The 12,911-nt window shown below is 73.2% G+C and carries 9 protein-coding genes; 2 read left to right on the top strand and 7 right to left on the bottom strand.

Translation table 11 applies throughout. The features are described from left to right. Positions 1 to 249: 249 nt before the first annotated feature. The 3 genes from C3486_RS10760 to C3486_RS10750 all read right to left on the bottom strand — a co-directional run bounded on the left by C3486_RS10760 (position 250) and on the right by C3486_RS10750 (position 4,841). Positions 250 to 1,014 carry an NUDIX domain-containing protein gene (locus C3486_RS10760; RefSeq protein WP_103832398.1) on the bottom strand — a complete coding sequence of 255 codons (765 nt, stop codon included), beginning with the start codon at positions 1,012 to 1,014 and terminating at the stop codon, positions 250 to 252. Positions 1,015 to 1,062: 48 nt separating this feature from the next. Beyond that, complete coding sequence (locus C3486_RS10755) at positions 1,063 to 3,150, bottom strand: glycogen debranching N-terminal domain-containing protein (RefSeq protein ID WP_374936849.1); 2,088 nt, start codon at positions 3,148 to 3,150, stop codon at positions 1,063 to 1,065. A 104-nt stretch (positions 3,151 to 3,254) separates the two neighbouring features. Continuing rightward, positions 3,255 to 4,841: a DUF4192 domain-containing protein gene (locus C3486_RS10750; RefSeq protein ID WP_103832397.1), complete on the bottom strand. Its 1,587-nt coding sequence runs from the start codon at positions 4,839 to 4,841 to the stop codon at positions 3,255 to 3,257. A gap of 168 nt (positions 4,842 to 5,009) precedes the next feature. On the opposite strand from C3486_RS10750, the gene C3486_RS10745 reads away from it, so the two are divergent. Both C3486_RS10745 and C3486_RS10735 read left to right on the top strand, forming a co-directional pair. Then, positions 5,010 to 7,172, top strand: coding sequence for a RecQ family ATP-dependent DNA helicase (locus C3486_RS10745; RefSeq protein WP_103832396.1), 2,163 nt, complete (start codon positions 5,010 to 5,012; stop codon positions 7,170 to 7,172). Positions 7,173 to 7,822: 650 nt separating this feature from the next. Then, positions 7,823 to 8,476: a hypothetical protein gene (locus C3486_RS10735; protein ID WP_103832394.1), complete on the top strand. Its 654-nt coding sequence runs from the start codon at positions 7,823 to 7,825 to the stop codon at positions 8,474 to 8,476. A gap of 759 nt (positions 8,477 to 9,235) precedes the next feature. On the opposite strand, the gene C3486_RS10730 is transcribed toward C3486_RS10735, so the two are convergent. The 4 genes from C3486_RS10730 to C3486_RS10715 form a co-directional block, all read right to left on the bottom strand. Continuing rightward, positions 9,236 to 9,874, bottom strand: a complete 639-nt coding sequence (locus C3486_RS10730; protein ID WP_103832393.1) for a hypothetical protein — start codon at positions 9,872 to 9,874, stop codon at positions 9,236 to 9,238. A 66-nt stretch (positions 9,875 to 9,940) separates the two neighbouring features. Next, entirely contained in the window at positions 9,941 to 10,642 is a 702-nt protein-coding gene (locus C3486_RS10725) for a ribonuclease HII (RefSeq protein ID WP_103832392.1), read from the bottom strand. A gap of 484 nt (positions 10,643 to 11,126) precedes the next feature. Then, complete coding sequence (locus C3486_RS10720) at positions 11,127 to 12,035, bottom strand: ADP-ribosylglycohydrolase family protein (RefSeq protein ID WP_103832452.1); 909 nt, start codon at positions 12,033 to 12,035, stop codon at positions 11,127 to 11,129. A 10-nt stretch (positions 12,036 to 12,045) separates the two neighbouring features. Next, a complete protein-coding gene (locus tag C3486_RS10715) occupies positions 12,046 to 12,705 on the bottom strand; it encodes a histidine phosphatase family protein (protein ID WP_103832391.1) in 660 nt (219 codons plus the stop codon). Positions 12,706 to 12,911 lie beyond the last annotated feature (206 nt).

Genomic DNA, 12,911 nt, shown 5'->3' with positions numbered 1-12,911 from the left:
CGAGGCTTGGGGGTGGGGCTTGAGGCTTGGGGTGGGGCTTGAGGCTTGAGGGGGGGGGCGGGATTTGGGGGGCTTCGAAGGGGGCGGGCTTTCGAGGGCTACGGGGACTCGCTACCCCGGGGGGCTCCCCCCCCGCCCCTCCCCCTCCCCCTCCCGCCGCTCTCAGCTCACATCTCGCAACTCACACACCACAGCTCACGCCCTCACCTCACACGGCCACCTCGCACCTGGCGGCTCGCGCCTCCCCGCTCAGACCTCGGGTCGCAGCATCGGTGGATTCAGGAGCGTGGCACCGCCTGCCCTGAACAGCTGGGCCGGGCGACCGCCCTGACGGGTCGTCGTCCCCCCGGTCGGGACGAGGAAGCCCGGCGTGCCGGTGACCTTGCGGTGGAAGTTGCGCGGGTCCAGGGCCACGCCCCAGACCGCTTCGTACACCCGGCGCAGCTCTCCGACCGTGAACTCCTGCGGGCAGAACGCGGTGGCGAGCGAGGAGTACTCGATCTTGGAGCGGGCGCGCTCGACGCCGTCGCCGAGGATGCGGGCGTGGTCGAAGGCCAAGGGAGCGGCCTGTTCGCCATCCCTGGCGAGGCCGTTCTCATGCTCCAGCAGTGTCTCGACGGGCGCCCAGCGGGCGCTGTACGCATCGCCGCCGGCGCGCGGGGCGGGCAGGTCGGGGGCGAGCACCAGGTGGGCGACGCTGACCACCCGCATGCGCGGGTCGCGCTTGGGGTCCCCGTACGTCGCGAGCTGTTCGAGGTGGGCACCGGGGACCAGCTGGGGGCCCGCCGGGCCGTGGGCGTGCAGCCCCGTCTCCTCGGCGAGTTCCCTGGCCGCCGCGGTCTCCAGGTCCTCATCGGCGCGTACGAAACCACCGGGGAGGGCCCACCGCCCCTGGAACGGTGGCTCACCGCGGCGCACGGCCAACGCGCACAACGCGTGTTTGCGCACGGTGAGCACGACCAGGTCGACGGTGACGGCGAACGGGGGGAAGGCCGACGGGTCGTAGGGAGGCATGTCGCGATCATAGTCGTCCGCCTGACGATAAACAGGCCGTCCACCTCTTCACGCCCCCAGTTGCAGGCCATCTGCCGCCTCCTCCACCATTCCCAGGCCACGGCCGCTGACATGTACGGAGAAGGGCTGCTCGGCGACGGTGAGACCGGTCACCTGCATGGCGCCGAGAGGCGTGCCGGTGAGTGGCCGCAGGGAGAGCGTCCCGCCGGGGACGTCCGGCCGGATGCCCACCAGGGTGAGGAGCGCGTGGATCGCGCCGGCAGCCGCCACCGCGGCCGGCCGGCACGCCGTGGGGTGCGGTACGGGGGCGCCGTCGCCGGTGCGCTGGTGTCCCGCGTACATCTCCGGGAGGCGGTATCCGAAGCTCTCCGAGGCGTCCAGCAGTCCTCTGATCAGGGACGTAGCTTCTGCTTCGCGGCCCGCGGCGGCCAGCCCCGATGCGGCGACGGCCGTCTCGTGAACGCGGACCGCTCCGCTGCGGTGACCGAAGGGGTTGTAGCCGTCCTCCTTGTGGCCGAGGCCGCGCAGGCCCCAGCTGGTGTCGAGAGCCGGGCTGTTCAGCAGCTTCGCGAGCTGTTCGGTGCGGACGCCGTCGAGCAGGCCGGGGGCGAGCGCGCCGCTGCCGAGGAGACCGGTGTCCAGGAGGTGGGCGGCACCGGAGACGAGGCGCGTGAGCGGCCGGCCGTCGGGGGCGCACAGTGCCGCGGGGCGGCCGCCGCCGGGGTCGTCGATCCAGAAGCCGTCGCGGAAGCGACGGCGCAGGGCAGCGGCCCAGTCGCGGAGCGCGTCGGCTCCGGGACGGTTGCAGGCGTCGAGGAGGTCGGCGCCGAGCAGTGCCGCGCGGTGCGCGTGCGCCTGGGTCTCGCAGCGATACGGGCCGGAGGGTGCCGGGTCGGGTACGTAACCTGCGCCTGCCGAGGCGTCGGCGGTGGCCTCGGTCGTTCTGTGCAGCCAGGTGAGGCATCGTTCGGCGGCCGGCAGTAGGCGTTCGACCTCGGGGGCGGGCAGCCCCCATCGGCGGGCTTCGGCGAGGACTGCCGGGAACAGCAGGGTGGCCTCGATGCCGGTGCAGCTCGGTGGTGAGTGGGGGCCCGCGTCGCGCAGGGGACCGGGGATTCGGCCGAAATCCGGTCCGGTCTCGGCGTGTTGGCTGCGGGCGAGGGTGCGGAGGGTGCTCGCGGCGAGTCTGGTGCCCAGCGGGAGGAGCATGCGGGCCGCGGCGAGGGCCTCGGCCGGCGCCAGGGTGCACCGCCAGGGGATGCCGGCCGCGAGGCCGGTGTCCGCGGGGACGGCAGGGTCGCGGATCAGGAGGCCGTTGAGGTCGTCCAGGGCGGTGGTGAGCAGGGTGCCGGCTCGGGGGTCGTCGCTCTGGAGGCGTGCGGCGGACCAAGGGCGGGGCGGGCGGGCTGTACTCGCACCGGGGGTGCCGCGTCCGGCTGCCGAGTATGCCGATCCGGTGCTGCCGCTGCGGGTGTGCAGACAAATGTGCAGTTCGATGGTGCGGTGGGCGCCGGGTGGCAGGTCGAGGCTCCAGCGGAGGAGTCCGGCCGCGGCGAGTGCGTCCTCCGGCGGCGGGTCCGCGGTGACGGTGGCGTGCGCGGTGTCGGTGGCCCAGCGGAGCCCGGCGTCGTGGACGGACGCGGGCAGGTCGGGCCCCGCGAACCCGAGGGCGACGGCGCTCAGTTCGGCAAGGTCGGTGGCGAGGTTGACCTCCAGTGGCAGGCGCAGGGCTCGGGGGGTGTGGTTGTGCAGGGTGATGCGTTCGGTGCCGTCGGCGTTCCGCAAGCGCTCGACGAGGAGGCCGGGATCGGGGCCGGGGTCGTGGGACGTGCGGAGGGTGCCGGTGAACCGGGCGCGGTCGGCCCCGACGCTCCTGGCCTGTACGTGGAGCGGCTGGGAACCGGCCACGCGCAGTACGCAACGGGCGAGGGTGCGTCGGCCTGAGCGGTAGAACCCTTCCATGCCGCTGCCGGTGAGCTGGCCGTGGTCGGCGGAGGAGATGGCGAGCGCGGGCAGTGCCGCGCAGATCAGGGTGGTGTGGACGGGTTGGGGCTCGGGTGGCCGGGGCGGGGGCGCGGCGCGTTGCCGTGCGGGGGTCGGGGGTGTTTGTGGCGTGGTGGGGAACATGCCTGCCATGTGGGGTGCTCCCTGTGCTGGTGGGGATTCCGTACGGTCTGCGCCACACAGAGGAACGCCGCGGCCGATGCGCAGGTCACGCCGGAATGGTGACTGGGGCGGGCTCATCGTGGGCTCCGGTCGTCCCGGCGGCCCCCGGTGGGGCCGGTACGCGGGTGGGGGCGACCGGTGCGCGGACGTGCCTCGGGGCGGGTGCGTGCGCGGGGTCCGGCGGGACGGTCGGCACGCGGACGGCGGGACCGTGCGCGGGTGGTGCGGGGGCCGGTCGTGTCTGTGTCCGGCTGCTCGTCGGTGGTCGATGTGGGCAGGTGGTCGGGGGTGTCCGGGGTGTGGTCGGACGTCTGGTCCGGTTCCGGGACAGTGTCGGCCGGGACAATCTTGGCCGGGTCGGTGCCGGCCCGGTCGGTGTCGATCGGGCTGGTGTCCATCGCGTCGGTGACGGCAGACCTCCAGTCGGTGGGTGTCCTGTCGGCGGACGTTTTTTCCATGGGCGTCGTGTCGGCAGGCGTCTTGTTGATGGGCGTCGTGTCCACGGCAGGGCGGAGTGTGGCGCGCAGACAGCTGCGGAGCTTCTCGGGGTCGATTCCTTCGTTGAGGCCGCGGTGGAGGAGCTGGGCGAAGAGGTAGTCGGGGTCGAGGGTGAGGGCGCGACACAGGGCCACCCGGGCGGAGGCTGTGTCTCCGGTTGCCCAGGAGACCCAGCCGGCCAGGGTGAGCGGGGCAGCGGCGTGGCTCTGGTAGGCGTCGGGGCAGCGGCGGGCGAGTGCGCGCCACAGTCGCAGGGCCGGTGCGGCGTCCGGGCCTTCCATCCAGGCGGCGACGCGGTCGCGGGTGAGGCGGTCCTGGAGGCCGAGGATCATTTCGGCGGCTTCACCGTTGCTGAGGAGGGCGTCGTCGCAGGCGTCCTTGGCGCGGTGGCTGCCGGAGGGCGGGTCGTCGCGGAAGGTGCGGAGGGCGCGTGCGAGAAGGGTGACGGTCTCTTCTCGTACGGTCTGGGGGTCCTGGCCCGACAGCATGCGCGGGATGAGCGCGGCCGCGGCGGCGTCGAGTGCTTTGATCTGGTCGCCGGCGCGGGTGCCGGTGAACGGGGCGAGGCGGGCTTCCATGTCCTTGAGTGATCCGCGGACCTGGACGCCGGAGTAGGCGGCGGCCGCTGCCATGACGGACGTGCCGGGCATGGCGAGGGGTGTGCCGGCGGCGGGGCAGCAGCGCTCGTCGGGGCAGACGTAGGACCAGAAGTGGCCGTTGGAGATGCACAGGGCTTCGTAGACGGGGACGTCCCGGCTGCCGCAGGCGGTGCGCAGTCGCTGGGCGAGGGGCTGGAGGCGGTCGCGTACGTCCCGGCCGGTCTCGGTGGTCGTCGGTTCCTGGCAGAGGAAGGCGATGATGCCGCTGGGTGGTGTGCCGCGCTCCCGGCCGGAGGTGATCAGGCAGTCGGCGAGCTGGTCGGCGATGTAGGGCCACTGGGTGGTGTCGGTGGGGATGCCGAGCCTGACGCGGCCGCCGAACCGTCCGCGTTCGCCGTGGAGGGCGACCAGGACGATGCTGTCGTCGGGGTAGAAGCCGAGCAAGTACGGCAGGGCGTCCGCGAGTTCGGCGGGGCCGCGCAGGGTGACCTGCGCTTCCGCGCTGTTGCGAGAAGTGGTGGGGCGGGGGTCTGCCGGGTTTGCCGGCTCGATGTGGTGAGTCATGGGTCGAAGATCCCGCGGCGTGCGACACCGCCGCGACCCCTGTGGATAACTCACGGGTGACGGACGTTGTCCACAGGTCACTGCTGCCGGTCGCGCGCGTACCGGGAGTTATCCACAGGTTGCGGTGGCCGGTCGCGCGGTGTCAGTGGCATCGGGTTGCATGGAGTCATGAGCAACGAACAGCTGCGTGCCTCGGCCGATGCCGTCCTCTCCCGTCTCGTCGGGGATCCGGGCGGTACGGCCCGGCTGCGCGAGGATCAGTGGCGGGCGATCGAGGCGCTGGTCGCCGACCATCGCCGCGCGCTGGTGGTGCAGCGCACGGGCTGGGGCAAGTCGGCGGTGTACTTCGTCGCGACCGCGCTGCTGCGGCAGCGCGGGAGCGGGCCGACGGTGATCGTCTCGCCGCTGCTGGCGCTGATGCGGAACCAGGTCGAGGCGGCCGCGCGGGCGGGCATTCGCGCGCGCACGATCAATTCCTCCAACACCGAGGAGTGGGACACCGTGCAGGCCGAGGTGGCCGCCGGTGAGGTGGACGTACTGCTGGTGAGCCCGGAGCGGCTGAACAATCCGGACTTCCGGGACCAGGTGCTGCCCAAGCTCGCCGCGGCGACGGGACTGCTGGTGGTCGACGAGGCGCACTGCATCTCGGACTGGGGCCATGACTTCCGGCCCGACTACCGCCGGCTGCGCACGATGCTCGCGGACCTGCCGCCGGGCGTCCCGGTCCTGGCCACGACGGCGACGGCGAACGCCCGGGTCACGGCCGACGTGGCGGAGCAGCTGGGTACCGGCGGCGGCTCGGATGCCCTGGTGCTGCGGGGCCCGCTGGACCGCGAGAGCCTGAGCCTCGGCGTGCTCCACCTGCCGGATGCCGCGCACCGTATGGCGTGGCTGGCCGAGCATCTGAACGATCTGCCGGGTTCCGGGATCATCTACACGCTGACGGTCGCCGCCGCGGAGGAGGTGACGGCGTTCCTGCGGCAATGCGGGCACACGGTCGCGTCGTACACGGGCAAGACGGAGAACGCGGACCGGCAGCAGGCCGAGGAGGATCTGCTGGCCAATCGCGTCAAGGCGCTGATCGCGACCTCGGCGCTCGGGATGGGCTTCGACAAGCCGGACCTGGGTTTCGTGGTCCACCTCGGGTCGCCGTCCTCCCCCATCGCGTACTACCAGCAGGTGGGCCGGGCGGGCCGAGGCGTGGAGCACGCAGAGGTGCTGCTGCTGCCGGGCCGGGAGGACCAGGCGATCTGGGAGTACTTCGCCTCGATCGCCTTCCCGCCCGAGGAGCTCGTGCGCCGGACGATCGACGTGCTCGCGCAGGCCGACAGGCCGCTGTCGCTGCCCGCTCTGGAGCCGCTGGTGGAGCTGCGCCGCTCCCGGCTGGAGACGATGCTCAAGGTCCTGGACGTGGACGGCGCGGTCCGGCGGGTGAAGGGCGGCTGGACCGCCACGGGGCAGCCGTGGACGTATGACGCGGAGCGGTACGCCTGGGTGGCGCGGCAGCGGCAGGCCGAGCAGCAGGCGATGCGCGAGTACGCCACGACCGACGGGTGCCGGATGGAGTTCCTGCAGCGGCAGCTGGACGACGAGGGCGCGGCGCCGTGCGGCCGCTGTGACAACTGCGCGGGGCCGCGCTTCACCGCTGACGTCTCCCGGGCCGCGCTGGACGCGGCGCGCGGTGAGCTGGGCCGTGCGGGCGTCGTCGTGGAGCCGCGGCGCATGTGGCCGACGGGGCTGCCCGCGATCGGCGTGGACCTCAAGGGCCGTATTCCGGCTGGTGAGCAGGCAGCGGCCGGGCGGGCGCTGGGCCGGCTGTCGGACATCGGCTGGGGCAACCGGCTGCGGCCGCTCCTGACGCCCCAGACCGCGGACGGGCCGGTGCCCGCCGATGTGCTGGATGCCGTGGTCGGGGTGCTGGCCGACTGGGCGAAGGGGCCGGGCGGCTGGGCGAGCGGCGATCCGGACGCTCCGGCCCGGCCGGTCGGGGTCGTCACCATGGCCTCGCGCACGAGGCCGCAGTTGATCGAGTCGCTCGGTGCCCGGGTCGCCGAGATCGGCCGGATGCCGCTGCTGGGCTCGATCGCGTACGCGGCGGGGGCCGAGGACCTGCATCTGCCGCGGTCGAACAGCGCGCAGCGGCTGCGGGCGCTGAACGGGTCGCTGACCGTACCGCCGCAGCTCGCAGAGGCGCTGCGCGCCGCGGACGGTCCGGTACTGCTCGTGGACGACTCGACCGAGACCGGCTGGACGCTGGCAGTCGCCGCCCGACTGCTGCGCCAGGCGGGGGCGGGGGGTGTGCTGCCGCTGGTACTCGCTGTACAGGGGTGACGGAGTGAGGCCGTTGGTTAACGGCGGCTTGACCGTCGTTGACGAGGGCCTGGCCGTGGGTTGACGGGGCCAGGCCCTCGGTCGGCGGGGCTTGGCCCGGGGCGCGGCGTCGGCCGAGGGGCGGAGGGCGGTCGGTTGGGGCTGGCGGAGGGAGTGGCCGCGGCTGACGGTGGGGACGGGGGCGATGCCGGTCGGCGCGACACCGACGCCCTCCGAGCTACCGACGCCGCCCGAGCTACCGACGCCGTCCAGGCCGCCGGAGCCGTGGAGACGGCCGGGGTCGTCCAGACCGCCAAGGACGCCAGGGCCGTCGAGGCCACCAAAGCCGGGCAGCTCGCCAAGGTCGTCGAGACAGTCGGAGCGGTCGTCGTCTGCGGTGCGGTCAACGAGCGTTGCTTTGGGGGTGTGTTGTGCGGGCGGAGCTGGTGCGGTGGGGTGTGCTTCGGTGGGTGGTTGGGTGGGAAGGATGAGGATGGCGCATCCATCGATTCCGGAACGCCGCGGTGAATTCCTCATTGCCGCATGCGTGTGCGACCGCGAGAATCGTAGTGCTTCCCCGTTCCAGCCGTCCGCGGCTCAACAGGGGTGTGTCCTGGTGCGACGGTGCGCCCGGCCGCCCCGGCTGCCGCCGCGTCGACGAAGGGAGGACCGTGACCTTCGCCATCACTCCGCCCCTGACCGCGTCCCAGCCCTCCTCCGCCGCGTCGGCCGCCAGGCTGGGCCGAATGCTGGAGCTCTCCGAGTGGGCCTCGGCGGGAATTCCCCTGCTGAGCAACCCTCGTGAGATCGTCACCGGCCTCCACGACCGGCATCTGCCCGGCCCGTCCACCGCCGTGGTCGCAGTGCTCGATGCGGAAGAGCGGGTGACGGCCAGCGCGTCCTTCGTGCTGCGCACGGACACGCCTGACGGCTGGGACTTCCGTAACGCGCTGCTGGCGCAGTTGCGCCGGGTGATACCGCACGATCTGCGGCTGCGCGTACCGGTCCGTACGGCTGTGCTGCTCTATTGCCGCGACGGCGAGCAGCCGTGGACGGAGACGGACGGCGCCTGGATGTGGGGGTTGCGCGACGCCTGCACGTTGCACGGGCTGCGCTGCGGCGCGTACATCACGCTGACGCGTGACGGTTGGCAGGTGCTGGGCGAAGGCCGTGGCGGGCGACGGCCGTACCTCGGCTCGCGGCCGGACCGGCCCGAGCTGTCGGGGGCGGCCCGGGGCCGGTTCAACGGCAATGTGGCCGCGAGGACGCCGCGGCGTACGGCGGGCGGGGCGGTGGAGGCGCGTCGGCGCACTGCCGCGCGCTGAGTCCGCGCCGCCGGGCGGGCCCCGCCGGGCCAGTGGATCATGACCATCGGCTGGTGAGAGGGCACTACGGCCCGGTGAGGCGGCACCGCCGTCCGTTGGGGTCAGGCGGGCCGGCGCCCATGAGGCACCACGACTGCTCGATGGCGCGGCTGCGGACCGGCGCGGCCTCGACGGCACTGCATGGACGGCGCTGCCGCCGTCCGCTGGCCGGTACGGCACACGGGCCCGCGGCCATCGTTCGGACTTGGCCGCGCACCGGGACACCGCGGCACCGGGACACCGCGGCACCGGGACACCGCGGCACCGGGGCACAGGGGGCACCCGCCGCCCAGTTCCCCGGAACATCCGCACGCCGCCGGAGCACCCGAGCACCGTCAAGGCACCCACGCAACCGGGCAACCAGACCCGCGCAACCGGGCAACCGGCAACCGGGCACCACCCAAGTACCCGAACGTCCAATGCCCTGCGGCACCGCCCAGGTGTCTCCAGACGCCGCCCGGACATCCAAAGCTCCAAAGCCCCGGGCACGCCCAAGCCAACGAACATCACTCGGAACATCCCAGACATCTGGGCATCCCAGACACCCGGGCATCCAGACACCCGAACATCTCAGACACCCGGGCATCGCCCGGACGTCCAGAGCCCGCGGGCACCACTCCGGCACCGCCCAGCCCCCAGCGCACCGCACGCGGCACGCCAGGCACACGGAGCGACCCCGGCTGTCATGGTGACCGGGCCGGGTCGCTCCGGGCCGGGGGTTTATGCCGTCGCGCCGATGAGGGCGTTGATGCGCTGCGGGTCGCCGCAGACGATCAGCAGGGCGCCGGCCCGGGCCATGGCGGCGGGCAGGGCCTGCGCAACCGTTTCGTCCGAGCCGCCGTTGACCGCGACGACCACCACGGGGCGGCCCTTGGCGCGCGTGGCGCCGGCATCCGCGTAGAAGACGTCGTCCGCGGCGTCGTGCTGCGCCCAGTAGGACGCCTCACCGAAGGACAGCTCGTGCGTGGCCCAGGGGTGCGGGTCGCCGGTGGTCAGGACGAGCACCTCGCTGGGGGCACGTCCGGAGTCCAGCAGCAGGTCGACCGCCTCGTCGGCGGCGTCGACGGCACCGTCGGCCGGCGCGGGGATCAGCTGCAGCTGCGCTTCGGCAGCGGCGGCGGCACCCTGCGCGGCCGGCTTGGGAGCCGTGCGCTGCCCGGGCGGGCCGGGGACCGCTCCACGGGACGGGCCGGGCTTGCCGGGGCGGGCACTGGCCGCGGGGGCGCCGCGCGGAGGCGCGGGACGGGGGCCGGGACCAGGTACGGGACGGGGGGTCGGCGCGGTGCGGCCGGCGGCCGGAGTTGCGCGGGGACCCGGGACACTCTCGTGAATCTGAGGCTCCTCGGGGATGAGAGGCATGAGGTGATGTCTATCAAACGTAGGTACGGGACATGTCAGGGGGTACCGGATTCACATCCGTACCGCTCAGAAGTCGAAGCCGAGTTGGCCACCGGCCTCCAGAGCGGATGATTCTGGGCTGACACGCACCTTCTTCAGGTGCTGCCAGCGGGGCAGGGCGTCCATGTAGGACCACGACACCCGGTGGTGCGGGGTCGGGCCCCACTCCTCCAGGGCCGCGCGGTGCACCGGCGAGGGGTAGCCGGCGTTGTCCGCGAAGGCGAAGTGCTCGTGATCCGCGCCCAGTTCGGCCATCATCGCGTCGCGCTTCACCTTGGCGATGACGGAGGCTGCGGCGACGGCGATGCAGGACTGGTCGCCCTTGATGACCGTACGGACCCTCCAAGGGGCACCGAGGTAGTCGTGCTTGCCGTCGAGGATGACCGCGTCGGGCCGGACCGGCAGGGCCTCCAGCGCGCGGACGGCGGCCAGCCGCAGGGCGGCGGTCATGCCCAGGTCGTCGATCTCCTCGGGACTGGCGTGGCCGAGGGCGTGGCAGGTGACCCAGTCGCTGAGCACGGCGGCGAGTTCGTCGCGGCGCTTGGGGGTCAGCAGCTTGGAGTCGGTGAGTCCGGCGGGCGGGCGGCGCAGTCCGGTCACGGCGGCGCATACGCTCACCGGGCCGGCCCAGGCACCGCGCCCGACCTCGTCCACTCCTGCGATGATCTTGGCGCCGGTGGTGGCGCGCAGCGATCGCTCGACGGTGTGAGTAGGGGGCTCGTAGGGCATGGCGCCAGACAGAGTACGCCCCCGCCCGCAGCCGCTTCGCACCGCGGGTGCCTCTCGTGCGATTCGTCCCGCACGACCGGTGTCCGCACCGTCCGGAACGGGGTGCTCGGCGCCTTCCTCCGGCGCCCCCTGGGACTTGCTGCGCATGCTCTCGGCCTTCGGTGGGCGGCCGCCGGGCCCGTCGTCGAACGGGCCTCGCTGCCGCCGGTTCTGCTCATTGTCACCGGCGTGATCGCCGGTCCCGGGTGCCCTCCGGCACCGGGCGCCGCCCGGACGCCTCTCGGGTACCGGATGCCATCCGCCTCCCGACACCTACCCGGGCCCTGGATGCCCTCGCGGCCCCGGGACGGGTACGCCGGGTGGCGCGCCCGGAACCGAGTGGAACGTCCGGGAATCGGCTGGTACCCGGGGTGTCCCGGCAGGCCCGGGACTTCAAGGGTACGCCGCAGAGCACCTCAAGAAGGAAGGTACGCCGCAGAAGAGCTCAGGAAGGGCAGGCCGCCATCCAGGACGGCAGGTCCTCCGTCCGGTCCAGCCATTCCTGCGGCGGGGCGCCCGCGGGGCCGGCTGCCACGATTCCGCCGACGATCGCGCAGGTGGTGTCCACGTCGCCGCCCGCCTGCGCGGTGGTCCAGAACGCCTGCTCGTAGCTGTTCAGGTGCCGGGCGGCGGCCCACAGGGTGAACGGCACGGTGTCGTGGGCCGTCGTCCGCCGGCCGCAGCCGAGGACCGCGGCGACGGTGCTCGCGTCGCCGTAGTCGAGCATGTCGCGGGCGCGCCGCAGCCCCGCCTGTACGGCGCTGCGCGGGATGAGCTCCATGACGGCGTCCAGCAGCGCTTCGGGGCCGGTGGAGCGGTCCGGGTCGGCGACGACCGCGGCGGCGGCCGCGACCGCCATCGCCCCGACGACCGCCTCGCGGTGCTGGTGGGTGACGTACGCGGAGATCTCCGCCTGGTGGGTGGCCTGCTCGGGGTCGTCGGCGTACCAGGCGCCCAGCGGGGCGATGCGCATGGCGGCGCCGTTGCCCCAGGAGCCCTGGCCCTTGAAGAGGGCCGAGGCCAGCTCGCGCCAGTCCCTGCCCTCGCGGACCTGCCGGAGCAGCCGGTCCACGGCGGGGCCATAGGCTCGGTCCACGTCGTGGTGCTCGGCGAAGGAGACGGCGAGCGCGTCCTGGTCGATGCGGCCGTGCTCGCTCAGCACGGTCAGCACGGAGGCCGCCATTTCGGTGTCGTCGGTCCACCGCCAGGGGGCCGGCGGCAGCGCGCGGCGCTTGAGCGCGGGGTAATTGGCGGGGACGAAGAACTGGGATCCCAGGGCGTCGCCCACGGCGAGACCCCGCAGGCACTGCAGGGCCCGCGCGAAGCGCTGTGCGTCACGGTGATCGGCGGTCATCGAGTGCACTTTAACCGGTGACGCCGTAGGACTGCGGCGTACACCAGCTCTCGAAGGGCCGGTCGAGGCGGTACCGCCCGTCCGGGCCCAGCAGCAGGGTGCGGTGGTCGGCGTTGTGCGGATTGGACAGCGACTCGAATTCGGCGACGGTCCAGTGGAACCACCTCATGCAGAACAGCCGCATGGTCAGTCCGTGGGTGACGATCAGGACGTTCGGCGGGTGGTCGGGCGCCTCGAAGCTGCGCCACAGGCTCTCCAGGAACGCGCCGACGCGGTCGTAGACGTCCGCTCCCGACTCGCCCTGGGCGAAGCGGTAGAAGAAGTGGCCGTAGGCGTCGCGGTACGCCTTCTGGAGGCGTACGTCGTCCCGGTCCTGCCAGTTGCCCCAGTCCTGCTCGCGCAGCCGCGGCTCCTCGCGCACCCGGACCAGGTCCTTGTCCAGGCCGAGCGCCTGGAACGTCTGGTGCGTGCGGCGGTAGGGGGAGACGTAGGCGGATATTCGCTCGTTCCCGAACATGGCGCGCAGCCGCTCGCCGGCCTCTTCGGCCTGCTTGAACCCGCGCTCGGTCAGACTCAGGGCATGATCAGGCTCCCGCTCGTACACCGTGTCGTCGATATTTCCCTCGGACTCTCCGTGCCTGATGAGGACGATGCGTCGGGGGCGTGCCATGCCGCCAGCCTAAAACGCGGTGCCGGCACACGCCCGGAGCGCCGCCCGCCGCCCGGCCGCTGACGGCTGCACACCCCCCGCTCCCGGCCAGGACCCGCCCCCGCGCGGGTAGGGGTGCGGCGAGCGGACCCGCACGGCGGAGCAACCCGTACGAGCCGTACGTCGAAGGGAGCCGTACGACGGCGACACCGTAACGCAACCACCGT

It is taken from the genome of Streptomyces sp. Ru73, from assembly GCF_002920575.1.
GTDB lineage: Bacteria > Actinomycetota > Actinomycetes > Streptomycetales > Streptomycetaceae > Streptomyces.
This window is presented reverse-complemented; position numbering and strand designations above follow the sequence as displayed.